At 68.3% G+C, this 20,839-nt stretch carries 16 protein-coding genes and 2 pseudogenes; 13 read left to right on the top strand and 5 right to left on the bottom strand.

Annotation, left to right across the window (positions count from 1 at the left end; all coding sequences use genetic code 11):
* Positions 1-166: 166 nt before the first annotated feature.
* Genes IPK27_06960 through IPK27_06975 form a run of 4 tightly spaced genes read right to left on the bottom strand, consistent with a single transcriptional unit; the run spans position 167 to position 6,140 of the window.
* Entirely contained in the window at positions 167-1,468 is a 1,302-nt protein-coding gene (locus IPK27_06960) for a 2-oxo acid dehydrogenase subunit E2 (GenBank protein MBK8067361.1), read from the bottom strand.
* 1 nt (position 1,469) lies between these two features.
* Complete coding sequence (locus IPK27_06965) at positions 1,470-2,483, bottom strand: alpha-ketoacid dehydrogenase subunit beta (protein ID MBK8067362.1); 1,014 nt, start codon at positions 2,481-2,483, stop codon at positions 1,470-1,472.
* A 2-nt stretch (positions 2,484-2,485) separates the two neighbouring features.
* Positions 2,486-3,715, bottom strand: coding sequence for a 3-methyl-2-oxobutanoate dehydrogenase (2-methylpropanoyl-transferring) subunit alpha (locus IPK27_06970; GenBank protein MBK8067363.1), 1,230 nt, complete (start codon positions 3,713-3,715; stop codon positions 2,486-2,488).
* Positions 3,716-3,728: 13 nt separating this feature from the next.
* On the bottom strand, positions 3,729-6,140 hold the full coding sequence (locus IPK27_06975) for a carboxylesterase family protein (GenBank protein ID MBK8067364.1): 2,412 nt from the start codon (positions 6,138-6,140) through the stop codon (positions 3,729-3,731).
* A gap of 203 nt (positions 6,141-6,343) precedes the next feature.
* Between IPK27_06975 and eno the strand changes: the two genes are divergently transcribed.
* The 8 genes from eno (at position 6,344) to IPK27_07015 (ending at position 13,317) form a co-directional block, all read left to right on the top strand.
* Positions 6,344-7,627 (top strand): phosphopyruvate hydratase, encoded by a 1,284-nt coding sequence (eno, locus tag IPK27_06980; GenBank protein ID MBK8067365.1) that lies wholly within the window; start codon positions 6,344-6,346, stop codon positions 7,625-7,627.
* A 15-nt stretch (positions 7,628-7,642) separates the two neighbouring features.
* Complete coding sequence (gene ftsB / locus IPK27_06985; protein MBK8067366.1) at positions 7,643-7,960, top strand: cell division protein FtsB; 318 nt, start codon at positions 7,643-7,645, stop codon at positions 7,958-7,960.
* Between the two features lie 8 nt (positions 7,961-7,968).
* A complete protein-coding gene (locus IPK27_06990; protein MBK8067367.1) occupies positions 7,969-8,652 on the top strand; it encodes a 2-C-methyl-D-erythritol 4-phosphate cytidylyltransferase in 684 nt (227 codons plus the stop codon).
* 163 nt (positions 8,653-8,815) lie between these two features.
* Complete coding sequence (gene ispF, locus IPK27_06995) at positions 8,816-9,301, top strand: 2-C-methyl-D-erythritol 2,4-cyclodiphosphate synthase (GenBank protein MBK8067368.1); 486 nt, start codon at positions 8,816-8,818, stop codon at positions 9,299-9,301.
* Positions 9,298-10,395 (top strand): tRNA pseudouridine(13) synthase TruD, encoded by a 1,098-nt coding sequence (locus tag IPK27_07000; protein ID MBK8067369.1) that lies wholly within the window; start codon positions 9,298-9,300, stop codon positions 10,393-10,395. The genes ispF and IPK27_07000 overlap by 4 nt, the downstream gene beginning before the upstream one ends.
* 56 nt (positions 10,396-10,451) lie before the next feature.
* A complete protein-coding gene (locus IPK27_07005) occupies positions 10,452-11,078 on the top strand; it encodes a DUF47 family protein (protein ID MBK8067370.1) in 627 nt (208 codons plus the stop codon).
* Positions 11,079-11,085: 7 nt separating this feature from the next.
* Complete coding sequence (locus IPK27_07010; GenBank protein MBK8067371.1) at positions 11,086-12,192, top strand: inorganic phosphate transporter; 1,107 nt, start codon at positions 11,086-11,088, stop codon at positions 12,190-12,192.
* 192 nt (positions 12,193-12,384) lie between these two features.
* On the top strand, positions 12,385-13,317 hold the full coding sequence (locus tag IPK27_07015) for an isopenicillin N synthase family oxygenase (GenBank protein MBK8067372.1): 933 nt from the start codon (positions 12,385-12,387) through the stop codon (positions 13,315-13,317).
* A 792-nt stretch (positions 13,318-14,109) separates the two neighbouring features.
* Here IPK27_07015 and IPK27_07020 read toward each other — a convergent pair.
* A complete protein-coding gene (locus tag IPK27_07020) occupies positions 14,110-14,460 on the bottom strand; it encodes a hypothetical protein (protein ID MBK8067373.1) in 351 nt (116 codons plus the stop codon).
* Here IPK27_07020 and IPK27_07025 point away from each other — a divergent pair.
* From IPK27_07025 to IPK27_07045, 5 genes and pseudogenes are all read left to right on the top strand, one after another.
* Positions 14,459-14,650, top strand: coding sequence for a hypothetical protein (locus IPK27_07025; GenBank protein MBK8067374.1), 192 nt, complete (start codon positions 14,459-14,461; stop codon positions 14,648-14,650). The two genes, IPK27_07020 and IPK27_07025, sit on opposite strands and share 2 nt — an antisense overlap.
* A 449-nt stretch (positions 14,651-15,099) precedes the next feature.
* Complete coding sequence (gene zipA, locus IPK27_07030) at positions 15,100-15,633, top strand: cell division protein ZipA (GenBank protein ID MBK8067375.1); 534 nt, start codon at positions 15,100-15,102, stop codon at positions 15,631-15,633.
* Positions 15,634-15,642: 9 nt separating this feature from the next.
* Positions 15,643-17,746 (top strand): annotated as a pseudogene (ligA, locus tag IPK27_07035) (NAD-dependent DNA ligase LigA).
* A gap of 114 nt (positions 17,747-17,860) precedes the next feature.
* A pseudogene (gene genX / locus IPK27_07040) lies at positions 17,861-18,808 on the top strand (EF-P lysine aminoacylase GenX).
* 933 nt (positions 18,809-19,741) lie between these two features.
* Positions 19,742-20,755 (top strand): MoxR family ATPase, encoded by a 1,014-nt coding sequence (locus tag IPK27_07045; GenBank protein ID MBK8067376.1) that lies wholly within the window; start codon positions 19,742-19,744, stop codon positions 20,753-20,755.
* The last annotated feature ends 84 nt before the right edge of the window (positions 20,756-20,839 follow it).

Below are 20,839 nucleotides of genomic sequence, written 5' to 3' on the forward strand. Positions count from 1 at the left end.
AGCAACAGCGGTAAGTGGTGAGAGCCGTAAGTGGTAAGTGGCAGAAGCTCGCCAGTGCGTGGAATTGCGGCGGTAGTGGACTCCTTCCCGGCAACGTCCAGCGCGCGGTATTCCGGGTTCCGATGCGCTCGCCACTCACCACTCCCCACTCACCACTCACCGTTTCTCAGTCGATGAACAACGTCGCCGGATTCTCCAGCTGCGCCCGCAGGTGCTGGACGAACTCGGCGGCGTCCATGCCGTCGACCATGCGGTGGTCGCAGCAGGTGGACAGGTTCATCATCTGGCGGATGACGATCTGGCCGTTGCGGACCATCGGTCGCTCGACCATCTTGTTGACGCCGATGATCGCCACTTCCGGCGCATTGATGACCGGGGTGGTGACGATGCCGCCCAGCGCGCCGAGGCTGGTGATGGTGATGGTCGAGCCGGTCAGCTCCTCGCGCTTGGCCTTGCCGCTGCGCGCGGCCTCGGCCAGGCGGCGGATCTCCGCGCCGGTCTGCCACAGGTCCAGCGCCTCGGCGTGGCGCACCACCGGCACCATCAGGCCGCTCGGAGTCTGGGTGGCGATACCGCAGTGCAGGCCGGCGTGGCGGTAGGCGATTCCGGCTTCGTCGTCGTAGGTGACGTTGACCTGCGGGAACTTGACGATCGAATTGGCCAGTGCGCGCACCAGGAAGGGCAGCAGGGTCAACTTGCCTCGGGTCTTGCCGTGGACCTCGTTGAGGTGCTTGCGCAGGTTCTCAAGCTCGGTGCAGTCCACTTCCTCGACATAGGCGAAGTGCGGGATGCGCTGCTTGGCGCGCTGCATCGCCTCGGCGATCTTGCGCCGCACGCCGATGACCTTGATCGCCTCGACGCTCTCGCGCTTGGCCCGGCCGGCCGGCGCGGCGACCGCGGCCGGCGCGTTGCCGCGCGCGATGTAGGCATCCAGATCCTCATGGCGGATCTGCCCGGCCGGGCCAGTGCCGGGCACGTACTGCAGCTTGATCCCGAGATCCTGCGCGCGGCGGCGCACGGCGGGCGAGGCGAGGGGCTTTTCGCCGGGCTGACGCGGGAGGGCCGGGGCGGCCGTCGACTGTGCGACCGGCGCCGGCGCGGGCGTCGGTGCTGGTGTGGGTGTTGGTGTTGCAGCGGGGGGCGGCGCAGGCGCAGCAGCAGGGGCGGGAGCCGCCGCTGCGGCCGCACGCGATGCGACCACCTCGTCGGCGCCCGGCGTCCCGGCACCTTCAACCTCCAGGATCACCAGAGGTCCGCCGACGGCGGCCATGTCGCCGGCCTTGCCGCAGAGTTCGATGATCTTGCCGGCGACTGGCGAGGAGATCTCGACCGAGGCCTTGTCGGTGAGCATATCGACCAGCGGCTGGTCTTCCTTGACCACGTCGCCGACCTTGACCCGCCATTCGGCGATTTCGCTCTCGGCGATGCCTTCGCCCACGTCCGGCAGCTTGAATACGTAGCGTCCCATCTCAGTTCTCCATGACCTGCAGGAGCGCGCGCTTGATGCGCGCCGGACCGGGGAAATATTCCCATTCGAAAGCGTGCGGGTAGGGCGTGTCCCAGCCGGCCACGCGCACGATCTGCGCTTCCAGGTGCATGAAGCAGTTCTCCTGCACCTGGGCCGACAGTTCCGCGCCGTAGCCGCCGGTGCGGGTGGCCTCGTGCACGATCACGCAGCGCCCGGTCTTCTTGACCGACTCGACGATGCAGTCGATGTCGAGCGGCAGCAGGGTGCGCAGATCGATCACCTCGGCGTCCACCCCGGCCTCGGCCACACCGGCCAGCGCGACGTGCACCATGGTGCCGTAGGCGAGCACGGTGACTTCGCTGCCGGGGCGCACGATGTTGGCCTTGCCCAGTTCGACCCGGTAGTAGCCTTCCGGCACTTCGCCGAGGTCATGCTTGGACCACGGCACCAGCGGGCGGTCGTGGTAGCCCTCGAAGGGGCCGTTGTAGATACGCTTGGGCTCGAAGAACACCACCGGGTCGTCGTCCTCGATGGCGGCGATCAGCAGGCCCTTGGCGTCGATCGGGTTGGACGGGATCACCGTCTTCAGGCCGGCGACGTGGGTGAAGATCGCCTCCGGGCTCTGGCTGTGGGTCTGGCCGCCGAAGATGCCGCCGCCGCAGGGCGAGCGCACCGTGATCGGCGCCCAGAACTCGCCGCCGGAGCGGTAGCGCAGGCGCGCGGCTTCCGACACCAGCTGGTCGAAGGCCGGGTAGATGTAGTCGGCGAACTGGATCTCGACCACCGGGCGCAAGCCGTACACGCCCATGCCGACCGCGGTGGCGAGGATGCCGCCCTCGGCGATCGGGGTGTCGAACACGCGGTGCTTGCCGTATTTCTTCTGCAGCCCGGCAGTGCAGCGGAACACGCCGCCGAAGTAGCCGACGTCCTCGCCGAACACGACGGTGTTGTTGTCGCGCTCGAGCATGATGTCCATGGCCGAGTTGATTGCCTGAATCATGTTCATGCGGGCCATGATCAGACTCCCGATTCCTGGCGTTGACGGATCAGGTGCTGTGGCACCTCCTTGAAGACGTCCTCGAACATGCTCGCCGCGCTGGTCGGCTTGACGCCCAGGGTGCCGTAGCTCTCGGCCTCCTTCTGCGCCGCGCGGACGTACTCGTCCAGTTCCTGGTTCAGCGCCTCGTGCTGCTCCTCGCTCCACGCGCCGATCGCGATCAGGTGCTGCTTCAGGCGGTTGACCGGATCGCCCAGCGGCCAGCGCTGCGCCTCCTCATCCGGGCGGTAGGCGGAGGGGTCGTCGCTGGTGGAGTGCGGCGCCGCGCGGTAGGTATAGAACTCGATCAGGGTGGCGCCATGGTTGCTCCGCGCGCGCTCGGCGGCCCACTGGGTAGCGGCGTAGACCGCGAGGAAATCGTTGCCGTCGACACGCAGGCCAGGCAGGCCGTAGCCCACGGCGCGCGCGGCGAAAGTGGTCTGCTCGCCGCCCGCGATGCCCTGGAAGCTGCTGATCGCCCACTGGTTGTTGACCACATTGAGGATTGCCGGCGCGCGGTAGACCGTTGCGAAGGTCAGCGCGTAGTGGAAGTCGGCTTCCGCGGTGGTGCCGTCGCCCACCCAGCTGGCGGCGATGCGGGTGTCGCCCTTGAGCGCCGAGGCCATCGCCCAGCCCACCGCCTGCGGGAACTGGGTGCCGAGGTTGCCGGAAATCGAGAAGAAGCCGACGTCCTTGACCGAGTACATGATCGGCAGCTGGCGGCCTTTCAGGCGGTCCTTGGTGTTGTTGTAGACCTGGCACATCATGTCCACCAGGGACCAGCCGCGCGCGATCAGCAGACCCTGCTGGCGGTAGCTGGGGAACAGCATGTCGGCCGGGTCCAGCGCCATCGCCTGGGCCACCGCGACCGCTTCCTCGCCGGTGCACTTCATGTAGAACGAGGTCTTGCCCTGACGCTGCACGCGCATCATGCGCTCGTCGTAGATCCGCGTGGTGAGCATGTGCCGCAGGCCCTGGATCAGCACCTCGGGCGGCAGCTTCGGATCCCATTCACCAACTGCTTTTCCCTGCTCGTCGAGCACGCGGATCATGCCGAAGGCGTGCTCGCGCATCGCATGGTCCGGCTCGTCGATGGCCGGGCGGCGCAGGCTGCCCGCTGGCGGGATCACGATCTCGCTGAAATCGTGGGATTGGCCCGGGCGCGCTTTGGGCTCGGGCACGTGTAGTCGCAATGGCTGCCGGTCACTCATCTGCAGGACTCCCTCAGGACGGACCCGCCGGCGGTTCCGGGGCGAGTCTCGAAGGTGCGGAGTCTGCGCATCTCGGAGGCAAATGCGAAGTGGGGGACGCCACCATTCGCCGCCGTATGTGGTCTGCGGGACAGGTCCGGCTCAGGGAAACAGGTAGCGATCCCAGAAATTGCAGGCGTCGCGGTGATAGTCGACGAGGTTGCTGCTGCGCGCGCCATTCAGTTCCCGCGATAGTCGGGATGCGGCCTGGTACAACGGCCAGGGCTGGACCTCGCCGCTGCCCGGCGTCGCACCGCTGGCGAACTCCACCCAGGCGCGCTGCATGCGCTCGGCCAGCGGGTACTCGGCCAGACGCTCGGCCGGCGCGAACAGCAGCACCACGTCGAGGCCATGGAAGGACTCCAGCGCGGCCACGCCGGGCTGCGGCAGCGTCTCGGTCAGCACATAGTGGAAGGTGGGGATGCCGCGGCTGGCCTGGTCGCTGGCAGCTCGGCGCGCAGCGCAGGTGAACAGTGCGTCGTCGAGCAGGTCCTGGTAGGCGCGTTGAGGGCTTGGGTAGGCGGCGGCCGGGTACTGCTGCAGGATCGGTTCGGCGATAGCCGGGAAGCGCGCCCGGATGGCCGCCTCGTAGCCGGCGGCGGTCGCCGGGAGCGTGTTCGCCGGGACCAGGGTGGTGGTTTCGTCGTCGGTCACGCCGATCAGCAGCGGCACCGGCGCGGCCGTGCCATTGGCGATGGCGCGCCCGGGCGCCTCGGTCAGCGCGCCGCCGTCGAGCATCGGGCCAAAACTCTCGCCATCGCTCATGCCGGCCGGGTCGATCACCGGCGGCACCGCGGCCATCAACTGGCCCGGGCTGAGGTTGCGCAGGCAGGCGCGCTTGTCCGCCGCGCTGGCGCAGCCAGTGGCGCTGGTCACGCGGTCGCCCTGTGCCAGCCCGGTGGCGAGTGAGGGCGGGCTCCACAGGCAGTTGCCGCTTTGGACGATCGCCCGCTGGAACAGCGCGCGCCGCCGGCGCGGCCATCAAGGCGCAGGTGCTGACCCCGCCGGCCGACTCGCCGAAGATCGTGACCGTCGTCGGGTCGCCGCCAAAGGACGCGATGTTGCGCTGGACCCAGCGCAGCGCCGCGATCTGGTCGAGCAGGCCGTAGTTGCCGGCCTGCGTGAAGTCGGGCGCCTCGGCGACGAAATCGCGCTGTGCCAGGTAGCCGAGCAAACCGAGGCGGTAGTTGATCGAGACGAAAACCACGCCCCGGCTGGCGAAGGGCGTGCCGTCGTAGAACAGCGCCCCGTCCTGAACCTGCACCGCCGAGCCCTGGGTATGCCCACCACCGTGGATCCAGACCATCACCGGATGCGGGCCGGGGGCGGCCGGGCGCCACACGTTGAGCTGCAGGCAGTCCTCGTCCTGCGCGCCGAGCCCCGCCTCGGGCTGCGGACACAGCGCACCCGGCTCGCGCGCGGTGCGCACGCTGACGCTCGGGGCCAGTGCCTGCGGCGCGCGCCAACGCAACGGGCCGGTGGGCGGCTGCACGTAAGGGATATTCACGAAGCGTTCGATGCCCTCAGCCAGCATGCTGCCAGCCACCGGACCTTCACTGGTTGCTGCCGCCGCTGGCACGCGCAAGGGCGTCGACAGGATGCCGAGCGCCTTGGACTTGACGAAAGGCGGCTCCCCGTCGATCGCCACATTCACCTCGATATGGTTGCGTGTCCCATCTGCATCCACCAGCGGCTGGCTGAGGCGGATGCGGCCGCTGCCGATGCGGGTGGTCAGGATCAGCGAGGTCGGGCAATCGGTGCATTCCACATAGGGTGTGTAGAACACCGCGTCCTGCTCCAGTGCCGGGCCGCTGGCATAGCTGTACGCCCAACGCGGCTGGCCGGCCTGGTCGTGGAAATACAGGATGCGGAAGGCCTGGGTGCTGCCATCGGGTAGCGCATAGGCGTGCGACATCAGGCCCCAGCCGGAGTCATCGGGCGCGTACCAGGCCCCGTTGGTGACTGCCATTGCCGGCGGGGCGGGCGGGAGCAGCGGCTCGATGCACCAGGTCGCGGCACGCCCGTCGAGCACGAAGTCCAGCCGCACCAGAGCCCGCGCACCCTCGCGCGCGAAGCCATCCGGGCAGGCGGTCACCGGGGTGAAGCGGATCTCACCCACCTCGCGCCCGCTGACCACCCCGTTGCTGCCGCGGGTGTAGCGCCCCAGCGTGCTTTGCGGCGCCGGGCTGTCGCTGGTCTGGATCCACAGCCACTGCACCTTGCCGGTCTGGTCGAAGGTGTAGAAGGTGCCGAAAAACACCTCGCCGAAGCGGTGCAGATCGAGGCCATGGCCCTCGCGGGTGCGGTCGTACCACAGGCCGGATTCGACCGTCGCCGACAGCGGCGTGGACAGCAGCAGGAGCAGGGCGAGCAACCAGCGGCGCATGGCTATACCTGGATCGACGAAGGGCGCGCACGGATGATGCGCCGGGAACTGCAACGCGGTCACACGCCCCGGGTTGACGCTGGCGCACGCTGCCCGCCAATCGCCCGAGCCCTCACTCGCCCACATCCGGCTATCCTTGCGCACCCCGGAAGCCCCAATGGCGCTTCCCTTTTCCTTTTCCCTTTTCCCTTTTCCAATCCGAAATGACCACCATCACCCAGGTCCACGCCCGCGAGATCCTCGATTCGCGCGGCAACCCGACGCTCGAAGCCGAAGTCACCCTGTCCTCCGGCCACCGCGGCCGTGCCGCGGTGCCAAGCGGCGCCTCCACTGGCTCGCGCGAGGCGATCGAACTGCGCGACGGCGACAAGACGCGCTACCTGGGCAAGGGCGTGCGCAAGGCAGTGGCCAACGTCAACGGCGCGATCGCCGAGGCGGTGGTGGGCCTGGATGCGGCCGACCAGCAAGGACTGGACGACAGGCTGATCGCGCTGGACGGCACCGAGAACAAGGCGCGCCTGGGCGCCAACGCGCTGCTCGGCGTGTCGCTTGCGAATGCGCACGCGCTGGCGGCGAGCCGCGGTCAGGGCCTGTGGCAACTCGTCGCCGGCGAGCGTTCGCCGATGCTGCCGGTGCCGATGATGAACATCATCAACGGTGGCGCGCATGCCGACAACAATGTCGACATGCAGGAATTCATGGTGCTGCCGGTGGGCGTGCAGAGCTTCTCCGAGGCACTGCGCTGCGGCACCGAGATCTTCCACGCGCTGAAAGGTGTGCTGAGAGGTCGCGGCCTCGCCACCGCGGTGGGCGACGAGGGCGGATTCGCGCCGGACCTGCGCTCCAACGAGGAGGCCATCGAGGTCATCCTCGAGGCCATCGGCAAGGCCGGCTACCGCGCCGGCGAGGATGTGCTGCTGGGCCTGGACGTCGCCTCCAGCGAATTCCACAAGGACGGCCGCTACAACCTCGCTTCCGAGGACCGCTGGCTGACCAGCGAGCAGTTCGTCGACTACCTCGAATCCTGGGTGCGCCAGTTCCCGATCGTGACCATCGAGGATGGCATGGGCGAGAGCGACTGGGCTGGCTGGAAGCTGCTGACCGAGCGCGTCGGTACCCGCTGCCAGCTGGTCGGCGACGACCTCTACGTCACCAACACCAAGATTTTCCAGCAGGGTATCGACCAGGGCATCGCCAACGCGATCCTGATCAAGCTGAACCAGATCGGGACGCTCAGCGAGACACTGGCCGCGATCGCGCTGGCGGACCGCTCGGGCTATGCGGCGATCGTGTCGCACCGATCGGGCGAGACCGAGGACACCACCATCGCCGACCTGTCGGTGGCCACCACCGCGACCCAGATCAAGACCGGCTCGCTGTGCCGCACCGACCGCGTGGCCAAGTACAACCAGTTGCTGCGCATCGAGGAAGCGCTCGGCGCGGCGGCGCGCTACGCCGGTCGCGGCGCCTTCCGCTTCGGCCGCTGAGGCGCTGATTCCCGGATGCGCTGGCTGCTGCTCCTGCTGTTGCTCCTGCTCGTCGCGCTGCAGTACCAACTGTGGTTCCGCGGTGGCATGAACGACGTCTGGGAACTGGAGAAGGCGCTGGAAGTGCAGCGTTTGGAGAACGAAAAGCTGCGTCAGCGCAACGAGGCGCTGGCGGCGGAGGTCGAGGACCTGAAGACCGGGCGCGATGCGATCGAGGAACGCGCGCGCTCGGAACTCGGCATGATCAAGCAGGGCGAGAAGCTGATCCAGGTGGCCGAGCCCAGCCGCGCGGCTGCGGCTGCGGCTGCGCGCAGCGAGGAGCCGATCGAGTGATCTGGGCGGTGGTGCCGGCCGCCGGCAGCGGCCGCCGTTTCGGCGCGGAGCTGCCCAAACAGTACGCGCTGATCGACGGCCGGCCGCTGCTGCGCTGGACCCTGGAACGCCTGGCGGCGGTGCCGCAGCTCAGCGGGCTGATGGTGGTGCTGGCCGCCGACGATCCGCACTGGCCGGGCTGGGATGCGATATCCGGCAAACCGCTGTTGACCGCCATCGGCGGCGCCGAGCGTGCCGATTCGGTGCTCTCCGGCCTGCGCGCGCTGCCCGCGGTGGTCGGAGACAACGATTTTGTGCTGGTCCACGACGCGGCAAGGCCCTGCGTGCGGCCGGACGACATCGAACGCCTGACCCGGCTCGCGGGCGCTGCCGACGGCGGCCTGCTCGCGGCGCCCGTGCGCGACACCCTCAAGCGTTCGACCGATGGCAGGGCAGTCGAGCAGACCGTGCCCCGCAGCGAACTCTGGCGCGCCCTCACTCCGCAGATGTTCCGCCGCGGCGCGCTCGTGCGTGCGCTGGAGGGCGCAATCGCCCAAGACCGCCAGCCGACCGACGAAGCGCAGGCGATCGAATGGGCCGGTGGCCGGCCGCTGCTGGTCGAAGGCGCCGAGGACAACCTCAAGGTGACCACGGCGCGAGACTTGGCGCTGGCGGAGTGGTTGCTTGGAGAAGCGGTAAAAAGGGAAAGGTGAAAAGTGAAAGGGAGGAGCTGCTTTCGGGCGAGCCGGAGTCCACCGGCGTTGTGGCCATCCCTCCGCTCCAGTCGAATGTTGCGGAACCGAGCTCCGGTTCTTGCTTTTCCCGTTTCACTTTTTCCTCTACTTGCACATCACTCCAAAACGAATCTGCCAGACCATGACCCTGCACCCGCGCATCGGCACCGGTTACGACGTCCACGCCTTCGGGCCGGGCGACCATGTGATGCTGGGCGGCGTGCGGATCGCGCATGGACGTGGGCTGTTGGCGCATTCGGATGGCGATGTGGCGCTGCACGCGCTGTGCGATGCGCTGCTCGGCGCGCTGGCGCTGGGCGACATCGGCAAGCACTTCCCGCCGTCGGATGAGCGCTGGCGCGGGGCGGACAGCCGCGCGCTGCTGCGGCATTGCCGCGCTCTGGTCGGGGCGCGTGGCTATGCGGTCGGTAACTGCGACATTGTGGTGGTTTGCGAGCGGCCGAAGCTGGCGCCGCACGTGGCGCTGATGCGCGAGCGGATCGCCGAGGACCTGGAGTGCGAGGCGGACTGCGTCAGCGTCAAGGCCACCACCTCGGAGAAGCTCGGCTTTACCGGCCGCGAAGAGGGCATCGCCGCGCAGGCGGTGGCGCTGCTGGTGCCGGCATGACGCTGGCCTGCGCGCATGGTGGGCCGCCGCTGACGGGCGAGCTCAAGGCCAGCCCGGAGGATTTCATCGTCGAGGAGACCCTCAGTATCCAGGCGGACGGGCAGGGCGAACACGATTTGCTGCGCATCGAGAAGCGCGGCGCGAATACTGAATGGGTCGCGCGTGGGCTGGCGCGATTCGCCAAGGTGCCGCAGGTGGCGGTGGGCTTCGCCGGGCTGAAGGATCGCCACGCGGTGGCGCGCCAGCATTTCACCGTGCAGTTGCCGGGGCGCAGCGTCGACTGGTCGTTGCTCGACATGCGCGGCGTGCGCGTGCTCGACGTCGCGCGCCATTCGCGCAAGCTCAAGCGCGGTGCGCTGGTCGGCAACGGCTTCGAACTGACCCTGCGCGGCATCGAGGGCGACCGCGAACGCGCCGAAGCGATCCTCGCCACGCTGCGCACGGCCGGCGCGCCCAACTACTTCGGCACCCAGCGCTTCGGCCACGCCGACGGCAACCTGGCGCTGGCGCGGCGGCTGTTCGCCGGCGAGTCGCTCGGTCGCAGCGACCGTGCCTTCGCGCTCTCCGCGGCGCGCAGCGCGATCTTCAACGCGGTGCTTGACCGCCGCGTGCGCGAGGGCAGCTGGAACCGGGTGGTCGCCGGCGATTTGTGCAACCTGGCCGGCAAACGCGCCTGGTTCGGGCCGGCGATACCGGACGAGACCCTGGCGCGGCGTTGTGCCGAGGGCGAAATCCATCCGACCGGCCCGTTGTGGGGCGCGCCGGCGCCGCCGTGCGCGGACGCCTGTGCCGCGCTCGAACAGGATTGCGCGGCCGAATTCGCTGATCTGGTCGCCGGCCTGGAGTCCGTCGGCATGGAACCGGAGCGGCGCGCGTTGCGCATGATCCCGGAGTCGCTCGTCTGGGAGTGGCTCGACGGCACGCCTGGCGAGGCGCCCACGCAGGAGCCTCCCGTGCCCCATGCCCCGTGCCCCGTGCCCCAGGCTTTGCGCCTGCGCTTCACTCTCCCGCCGGGCGCCTACGCGACCAGCTTGATCCGCGAATTCATCGAGGTCGGACTCCAGTTGCCCACTGGCGTCGACACCCCCGACTGAGCGAGCATCCGCGCGCTGTCATCTTTCCTTCACATGCGCCAGTCGACGGGGTTCCCATGTTTTCGCTGCAAACGATCTTCGGCAAGGGCGATCGCTTCTTCGCATTGCTGCAGGACAGCGCCGCTGCCGCGCTGGACGCCACCCGCGCACTGCTGGCGCTGGTCGAACGCAAGGCCAACCAGCCCTCGCTGGAGGAATTCCGCCTGGCGCGCGAGCGCGAGCGCAAGGTCGCCGAGGAGATCCGCACGGAGCTGGTGCACACCTTCGTCACCGTGCTCGAGCGTGAGGACATCGAGACCCTGGGCAATGCGCTGTACCGCATCCCGAAGACGGTGGAAAAATTCGCCGAGCGCTATGCCCTGGCGGGCGAGCGCATCCACGGCGTGGACTTCGTGCCGCGGGCGAAGATGCTGGTGGACGCGGCCGAGGTGGTGCTGAAGATGGTCAGCGAGCTCAAGGGCATGAAGCTGGAACCGATGAAGGCGCTGTCCGACCGTTTGCGCGCCATCGAGGTCGAGGCCGATCGCCTGATGCTGGAGCTGTACCGCGAGCTGTATGCCGGCAAGTACGACCCGATCCAGACCTTCATGGTCCACGATTTCTACGAGATCCTCGAAAAGGCCATCGACCGCTGCCGCGAGGCGGGCGTGGTGACCTACCAGATCGTGCTCAAGAACAGCTGAGGTCGCCGTGGCACTGACGCTGCTCCTGCTGCTGATTGTGGTGGCGCTGGTCTTCGAGTTCATCAACGGCTTCCACGACACCGCCAACTCGATCGCCACCGTGGTCGCCACCAAGGTGCTGACGCCGATGCAGGCGGTGGGCCTGGCCGCCAGCATGAACCTGATCGGCGCGCTGGCCGGCGAGGCGGTGGCCAAGACCATTTCCAGCGGCCTGGTCGATGCCAATGTGGTGACGATCACCTCCGGCGTGCTGCTGTGCGCGCTGCTGGCGGCGATCGTGTGGAACCTGATCACCTGGTGGTGGGGTTTGCCATCGAGTTCCAGTCACGCGCTGATCGGCGGCCTGTGCGGCGCCGCGCTGGCCGCTGCGGCCGGCAATACCGATGCGCTGATCTGGGCGCAGTCGGCCGAGCCCTGGTACAAGGGCGGCGGCCTGCTCTACAAGGTCGTGGTGCCGATGATCTCGTCGCCGATCGCCGGTTTCCTGCTCGGCATGATGATCATGGGCCTGCTGTTCGCGCTGGTGGCGTTGATGGCCAGGAGCGGCGGCTGGCTCGCTCGGCTGGCGCGACCGCGCTGGGTCAACGCCTTCTTCGGCAAGGCGCAGCTGGTGTCGGCCGCGTACATGGGTTTCGCCCACGGCCTGAATGACGCGCAGAAGACCATGGGCATCATCGCGCTGGCGCTGATCGGCGCACAGGCCACCGGCACCCTGGACGGACTGCCGGACATGCTCGCCTTCCTGCATCCGGACCATGACAAGGAAGGCATCGACACCTGGATCAAGATCACCTGTGCGCTGGTGATGGCGGCCGGTACCGCCGCCGGCGGCTGGCGCATCATCAAGACCCTCGGCCACAAGATGGTCAAGCTGCACCCGATCCACGGCTTCGCCGCGGAGACCGCGTCGGCGACCATCCTGTCGGCGGCGGCGACCCTGGGCATGCCGGTCTCGACCACCCACAGCATCTCCACCGCGATCATGGGCGTGGGCTTCGCCAAGCGCGCCAACGCGCTGCGCTGGACCGTGGTCGAACGCATCCTGTGGGCTTGGGTGTTCACCATTCCGGTCAGTGCGGCGCTGGCATACGCGATGGTGTGGCTGACGCGCTGAGGCGCGGGGCGGAGCCTTCGTTGCGTCGCGCAATGCGGCGTCGCGCCGGTGAAACGTGAAACGTAAAACGTCAATCGGCGCGCGCTCCGGTTGACGTTTTACGTTTCACGTTTCACTTCCGACTTGGACCTGACCCACCACTCAAGGCGCCGCAACTAGACTCCGCGCATCTCCTCACGCGAGTCCACGGCCATTGGCGTCCCCACTCTCGACATCAGCCGCTTCGATTCCGACCGCGACGCCTTCGTCGCCGACCTGGGCCGCGCCTACCGCGAGTACGGCTTTTGCGGCATCAGTGGCCACGGCATCCCGGCCTCCCTGATCGACGGTGCCTATGCGGCCTTCGAGCGTTTCTTCGACCTGCCGGATGCGGTCAAGCGCCGTTATCACGTGGCCGGCGGCGGCGGTGCGCGCGGCTACACGCCCTACAAGGTGGAGACGGCGAAGGACTCCAAGCACGCGGATCTGAAGGAGTTCTGGCACATCGGCCGCGAGATCGCGCGTGATTCGCAGTACGCCACGATCATGGGCGAGAACCTCTGGCCCGAAGAGGTGCCCGAGTTCCGCACGCTGGGTTATGCGCTGTACCAGGCGCTGGACGACCTGGGCTCGCGGGTGCTGGCCGCGCTGGCGCTGCATATCGGCTTGCCGCAGGACTGGTTCGCCGACAAGACCCATTTCGGCAACTCGATCCTGCGCCCGATCCACTATCCGCCGATCACTGAAGACGAGATCCCGAACGAGCGCGCCGGCGCGCACGAGGACATCAACCTGATCACGCTGCTGGTGGGCGCCAGCGCAGAGGGGCTGCAGGTGCTGACGCGCCAGGGCGACTGGCTGCCGGTCACTACCTCCGGCGATGCCATCGTGGTCAACATCGGCGACATGCTGCAGCGCCTGACCAACCACGTGTACCCGTCGACCACCCACCGCGTGGTCAACCCGCCGGGCGAGCAGGCGCGCCAGCCGCGCTACTCGACGCCGTTCTTCCTGCACCCGAACCCGGATTTCCTGATCGAGACCCTGCCGCAGTGCATCACGCCGGACAATCCGAATCGCTATCCGCAGCCGATCACGGCGAATGACTACCTGATGCAGCGGCTGCGCGAGATCAAGCTGATCTGAGGGTGCCACGTCCGCGGCCCCGAGAATCGGGGCGCGCGTCAGCTCTTGCCAGGCTCTTCGTTGGTGCGCATGCGCGCAAGCATGGCGCGGACCTTGAGGCGAAACAGCGCGCCGCTTCGCGCTCGGCGTCGGCGGATTGCGCGGAGTCTGGTTCCGGCGCAACAGGCATCGCGTCCTGTGCCGGAGGCAGCGGAGCCGCGACGGGAACCGCCGGCGCAGCAGCCGGGCGCGGTGGCAATGGGGCAGCAGGCGCGGCGGGGGCCCGCGCGGCAGCGGCGGTCGGGCCAGGAACTGGCGCAGCGGGCAGGGGTGGCTGGGTTGCCGGGCGCGCCGTTGACTGCCTGGGCGCAACCGCCGGCGCGGGTCCCGAGGCGACCTGGGGCGCAGGGACGGCGGGCGATGGGACCGGGGCACTGCGCCGCGGGGGCGTGACCGGCGTCAACGATCTGGGCGAGCCGAACGGAAACCCGTCGATCGACTCGTCCGCGTCTTCGAACCGGTCCAGTCCGAGCTTGCTCTCGTCGAACTCGATGACATCCACGGCACTGACGGGCGCTGGTGCCGGAATCACCCCAGGCACGAAGGTCGCGGTGGCGAGCGAAGGCGGTTCAGGCTCTGGTGGCGCGGACACTGGGCCCCGGCAAGGTCTGCGCCACGGGCGGTTGCACCTCCGGCGGCGCGGGCGAATGCGCCGTCGCCAGGATGACCGGATCGGCTGCCGCTGGCGCGGGCGTCGCTGCAGCAGCGGGCTGCTCGCGGCGCAGCTTCTGCTTCAGTTCCTCCGGCAGTTCCTCAGGAAAACAGTGAATCGTCCTCGCGCACGACAAAGCGGGCGATGCGGTCAAACAAGGCGTCGTCGATGCGCTCCCAGGGAACTTGCTTGCGGCTGCTCCGAGCCAACTCGCATTGTCCAGCACCATGCGCAATACCGGATCCTCGGCGGAAATCTGCGCCTGCAGGCGCGCCTTGATGTAGCCGCGGGCGTGGAAAGTCGCCGCCGAGAGCTCGCCCTGCGGTGCGCTTCTCCTTGATGCCACCCAGGTGGTACTGGCGGAACAGGCTGGTCAGGGTACGCACACGGGTGACGTTGTCCGCTCGAACCGCCGGTGTGCGCTCGGGATCGACTCGCAGCGACCAGGTCATGGTGACCAAAGCTGCGGTGACGGCGTTCGTGCTCGACCTTGTAGTCGAAAAACGGCACGGTGCACAGCTCGCCATAGCCCTGGATGGGCATCTGCACCACAAATGCAGGACGGACCTCCAGCAAGGTGGCCGCAAGGCCCTCAGGTACTGGGTCAGCGCCTTCATCCGCGGCTCGATCTGGGTGCGGTAGCGCGTCTCAAGCGCCTCGCGTTCGCGCGCCACCTGCTCGGCTTGCAGCCGTTGCTGGTCAGCTTCGCGCTTGAGTCGTTCGAGAAAGGACACGCGCCGTCGCCAAGTCAGAACCAAGGATCATGATAACGGGCGCCGCGGTCGCCGCAAGCCCGGATTGAGTCTGCGTCACCCTGCGTTTCGCCTGTGCGCCGTCGTTGCGTATGCTGCGCGAAGATATCCACCGATCGCTGCCATGTCCGCCACAGAATTGCGCGTAGTCCTGCTGATCCTCGGCCTCGTCGTGCTCGGGGTCATCTACTGGTACGGGCGGCCGGCGCGGCGGATGGCCAGTGAGGCGCGCGCCGAACACGCGCGGCGCGAACCGGTACTTGGCGACGGCAGCGATGCCGAGCCCCGTTTTCCGCCCTTGGGGATGAGCCCTGGCACCGCGACGGCGCCAGTCACGACCTGCCTGCATTCGAGATCGACGGCCTCAGTGAGCGCGAGGACCGACCGGAGCCGTCGGCCCAGCGGGTCGGCCACCGCGAGGCCGCGCCGCACGACCGCATCATCAGCCTGTACGTGGTGGCGCAGGACGGCTACACCCTGCACGGACCGGAACTGGTGGTCGCGGCGGAAAAGGCCGGGTTGGTGCACGGCGACCTCGGCATCTTCCATCGCCTGGTCGACAGCAAGCCCGAGCTGGGGCCGATCTTCAGCATGGCCAACATGGTGCGCCCGGGCGTGTTCGACCTTGCCCAGATGGACAGTTTCAGCACGCCGGGCGTGGTCCTGTTCCTGACCCTGCCCGGGCCACTGTCGGCGCTGGATGCCTGGGACACCATGCTGCCGGCGGCGCAGCGCTTCTCCGACCTGCTCGGCGCGCAGTTGCTGGACGACCAGCGCACGCCGCTGGGACGCCAGCGGATCGCGGCGCTGCGCGACGAGTTGCGCGCGTACGACCGCAAGCGCGAGCAGTTGCAGATCAAGCCCGGCTGGTAGGCCCCGCGCATGTCCAGCGAAGCTCAGATTGCGGACCGCATCGCCTGGCTGCGCGACGAGATCCGCGGCCACGACTACCGCTACCACGTGCTCGACGCGCCGACCATCCCGGACGCCGAGTACGACTCGCTGTTCCACGAACTGCGGCGGCTCGAGGAGGCGCACCCGGAGTTCGCGAGTGCCGATTCGCCGACCCGGCGGGTCGGCGCGGCGCCCATCGATGGCGACTTCCCGGCGATCGCCCACGTGCTGCCGATGCTCTCCCTGGGCAACGCTTTCAGCCGCGAGGACGTGTTGGAGTTCGTCGCGCGCATCGAACAGGCGCTTGGGCAGCGCGACATCGAGTTCTCGGTCGAACCGAAGCTGGACGGCCTGGCGATCAGCCTGCGCTACGAAAACGGGCGCCTGGCCTATGCCGCGACCCGCGGCGACGGTGTGACTGGCGAGGATGTCAGCCACAGCGTGCGCACGATCAAGGCCGTGCCGCTGGTGCTGGCGCCGGGCAGCGGCTGGCCGGCGGTGCTCGAGGTGCGTGGCGAGGTCTACATGCCGCGCGCCGGTTTCCACGAGTTCAACCGGCGCGCGCGCGAGCGCGGCGACAAGGAGCTGGTCAATCCGCGCAATGCCGCCGCGGGCAGCGTGCGCCAGAAGGATCCGCGGCTGGCTGCCGCGCGCCCGCTGGCCTTCTATGCCTACGGCCTGGGCGAGGTCGCTGGCGGTGCGCTGGCAGACACCCACACCGGATTGCTGGCGCGGCTGCGCGCGTTCGGGTTGCCGCTGTCGCCGGAGATCGATGTCGCGGTCTGCGCGGAGGGCTGTCTGGCCTATTTCGAGCGCATCGGTGCGCGCCGGCCGCAGTTGCCCTACGACATCGACGGCGTGGTCTACAAAGTCAACCGCATCGACTGGCAGCGGGAGCTCGGTTTCGTCGCGCGCACCGCGCTGGGCGATCGCGCACAAGTTCCCGGCCGAGGAGGCTCTGACGCGGTTGCTCGCGATCGAGCTGCAGGTCGGGCGCACCGGCGCGCTGACCCCGGTGGCGCGGCTGGAGCCGGTGTTTGTCGGTGGCACCACCGTGTCGAATGCGACCCTGCACAATTTCGATGAGGTTGCGCGCAAGGATCTGCGGCCGGGCGATACGGTGATCGTGCGCCGTGCGGGCGACGTGATTCCGGAGGTCGTTGGCCCGGTGCTCGAACGGCGCCCGGCGGACGCGCAGCCAGCGCCGCTGCCGCAGACCTGCCCCGAGTGCGGTTCTCCGGCGCGCCGCGAGGAGGGTGAGGCGGCGATCCGCTGCACCGGTGGACTGGTGTGCCCGGCGCAGCGCAAGGAGGCGATCCGTTTCTTCGCCTCGCGCCGGGTGATGAACATCGAGGGCATCGGCGACAAGCTGGCCGAGCAACTCATCGATGCCGGCCTGGTGAGCGATATCTCGGATCTCTACAAGCTGGACCTGGCCACGCTCGCTGGGCTGGACCGCATGGGCGAGCGCTCGGCGGCCAACATCCTGGCCGAGCTGGAACGCAGCAAGTCGACCACCCTGGAGCGTTTCCTGTTTTCGCTGGGTATCCGTGATGTGGGCGAATCCACCGCGAAGGCGCTGGCCAAGCACTTCGGCAGCCTGGACCGGATCATCGACGCCAGCCGGCGCCTCGCGCCGTACTTCGCCGACCCGGCGGCTCTGAAACAGGCGGAGACGAAGAAAGCCTTTGCCGCCGAGCCGCTGATCGCAGTGCCCGACATCGGACCGGTGGTCGCCGAGCGTTTGTGCAGCTTCTACAGCGACGAGCGCAATTTGCGCATCATCGGCGAGATGCGCCAGGCGGGTGTGCACTGGCCCGAGACCGACCCGGCGCAGCGCGTCGACGGCCCGCTGAAGGGTCAGACCGTGGTGTTGACCGGCACGCTCGACAGCCTGACCCGCGACCAGGCCGGCGCGCGGCTGGAGGCGCTCGGCGCGAAAGTGTCCGGCAGCGTGTCGAAGAAGACCAGTTTCGTGGTCGCCGGCAGCGAGGCGGGGTCGAAGCTCACCAAGGCGCAGGAATTGGGCGTGCCGGTGCTGGACGAGGCGGCGTTGCTGGCCTTGCTGGCGCAGCATGGGGACATGGGGTGAGTGCGGAGCCTCGCGCGCAGCCCGGAGTGCGGTCCTCCGGGTACTTGCGGCAAGTACCCGGGGCAGGCGCTGCGCGCCCACTACGGGCTACGCGTGGGTGTCGTGAGCCACGATCTGCGCGGTCTGCTCGAGCGTCGCGCGCTGCTTGGCGACACCATCCGCGAGTTCTTCCGCGCCCGCGGTGTGCTCGAAGTGACCACGCCGGTGTTGTCGCAGGCCGGCAACACCGATCCGAACATCGAGAGTTTCACCACGCACTACCGCGGGCCGCAGGCCGGTGGCCCGCCACAGCGCTGGCTGCGCACCTCGCCCGAGTACTTCCACAAGCGGCTGCTGGCGGCCGGCAGCGGCGATATTTACGAGATCGCCTCGGTGTTCCGCGACGGCGAATGCGGCGCGCGGCACAACCCGGAATTCACCCTGCTGGAGTGGTACCGGGTCGGCTTCGACCATCATGTCCTGATGGACGAAGTCGAGGCGCTGGTAGCGGCCGTGGCGGCCGCATTCGGGCGCACGCCCGGCTCCGCGCGCCGGCTGAGCTTCCGGCAGGCCTTCGTCGAGTTCGCCAGCGTCGATCCGCTCGAAGCGGATGAGGACTCCCTGTGGCTGGCGCTCGCCGGCTTCGGCATCGACCGGGAAGGGTTGGGGCGCGACGACGCGCTCGACCTGATCCGCAGCCACATCGTAGAGCCCGCGCTGGCGCGCGAGCCAGCGGTGTTCATCCACGCCTTCCCGGCCAGCCAGGCCTCCCTGGCCCGGATCGACCCGGACGATCCGCGCGTGGCGCGTCGCTTCGAGTTGTACCTCGGCGGCAGCGAAATCGCCAACGGCTACCACGAACTTGGTAACGCGTGAGAGCAGCGTGCCCGTTTCGAACGCAACCTAAAAACCAGACGCGCCCGCGGCAGCACCGAACCCGCCCTCGACGAACACCTGCTGGCCGCGCTGCCGACGATGCCCGACTGCGCCGGCGTCGCCGTCGGCCTCGAACGCCTCCTCGGCTGGGCGCTCCGCGAGCCACGCATCGACCGGCTGCTTGCGTTTCCGTTCGCTCTGGCGTGAGGCTTGTCGCATTCCGCGACCAGAAGCGGAACGCAAAGAACGCAGAGGAAAAGCAGAGAGAACGCGGAGAAGGCGAATGACATGAGGGCTTGATGCCCTGTCGTGCGCTGTGGCCAGAAGCGGGACGCAGAGAACGCAGAGGAAAAGCCGAGAAATTCAACGCGATCCTGACGGCCATGCGTCCGGCGCATCACCCAAGGGGTTGTTCTGACTTTGAGGCCGGATCTCGTGTTCAAGGACTCTCTCACCGAACATGCGCCAAGGCGTTGAATTTCATACATTTTCAGCTCGTGCGAAACGACGACCCCGTGATTGAGTACGCAAGGGACGCAAAGGACGCAAAGACAGCAAGTGCCGGGGATACCCCAGCGCTGTATCGCGTTTGATTTCCTTTGCGTCCTTTGCGTCCAAGAACACAGTCCGCGATCTTGCGAGAGTCACAGTTCGATGCGCGAATGAGCGCACCGGCAGGGGTGACCGGGACTCTTACAGCTTTTCCAGCACCGCTTCTGCGCTCTCGCCGAACATGCGCCAAGGTGTTGAATTTCATACTTTCATCCCCTGCGAAACGACGACCCTGTGATTGAGTACGCAAAGGACGCAAAGGACGCAAAGACAGCAAGGGCCGGGGATACCCCAGCGCTGTATCGCGTTTGATTTCCTTTGCGTCCTTTGCGTCCTTTGCGTCCAAAAACACAGTCCGCGATCTTGCGAGAGTCACGGTTCGATGCGCGAACAAGCGCACCGCCAGGGGCGACCGGGACTCTCATCATGCTTCCTCTGCTTTCTCTGTGTTCTCTCTGCTTCTCCTCTGCGTTCTCTGCGTTCGGCTTCTGCTCACGGCACGCGCCAGTCCCCCGGCAGCGCAGACGCCGTGAACTTTTCCAACGGGGCGCGGTCTGATGCGGCCCGCAGACCAGGCATCCAGATCGCATGGAAGGATCCACCGCGCAGACCCTTGCTGACGATGCGGCCCAGGCTGCCCTGCATGACCGCTTCCGCGCCCTGCGCGAGGAGCTCGCCACCCAGGTGATCGGTCAGGCAGACCTGGTCGAGCGCCTGCTGATCGCGCTGCTGGCGGATGGTCACCTCTTGGTCGAAGGCGCGCCGGGGCTGGCCAAGACCACCGCGGTGAAGGCACTGGCGACGCGCGTCGAGGCCAATTTCCAGCGGGTGCAGTTCACTCCGGACCTGCTGCCCTCCGACCTCACCGGCACCGACATCTGGCGCCAGACCGATGGGCGCTTCGAGTTTCAGCCGGGGCCGCTGTTCCACAACCTGCTGCTGGCGGACGAGATCAACCGCGCGCCGGCCAAGGTGCAATCGGCGTTGCTGGAGGCGATGGGCGAGCGCCAGATCACGGTCGGCGGGCGCACCTATGCGCTGCCGCAGCTGTTCCTGGTGATGGCCACGCAGAACCCGATCGAGCAGGAAGGCACCTATCCGCTGCCCGAGGCGCAGCTCGACCGCTTCCTGATGCATGTGCGGGTGGGCTACCCCGAGGCGGCCGCCGAGACCGCGATCCTGCGCCTGGTGCGCGAGCAGGCGCGCAGCGCGCTGCGGGCGCCGCCGGCCGCGCCGCAGGAGCTTTCGCAGGCCGAGGTGTTTGCCGCGCGCGAGGCGGTACTCGATCTGCACTTTGCGCCCGAGCTGGAGCGCTACCTGGTGGAGCTGGTGCTCGCCTCGCGCGACGCGCGCCCCTACGACGCCGCGCTCGCGCGGCGCATCGCCTGGGGCGCCAGCCCGCGCGGATCGATCGCTCTGGAACGCTGCGCCCGCGCCCGCGCCTGGCTCGCCGGCCGCGACTACGTGACCCCCGAAGACATCCACGCCATCGCCCCCGACGTGCTGCGCCACCGCGTGTTGCCGAGCTACGAGGCCACCGCGGAAGGCTGGGACGGCGGGCGGCTGGTGACGGAGTTGCTGCAGAGGGTGCCGTTGCCCTGAGAGCGGGTTGTGGGTTGTGGGTTGTGGGTTGTGGGCAGCAAGGCCTGCATTCCCGCAACCTGACGCCCGGAGCGAGCTTTGGCC

This window comes from Rhodanobacteraceae bacterium (assembly GCA_016713135.1).
Classification (GTDB): Bacteria; Pseudomonadota; Gammaproteobacteria; order Xanthomonadales; family SZUA-5; genus JADKFD01.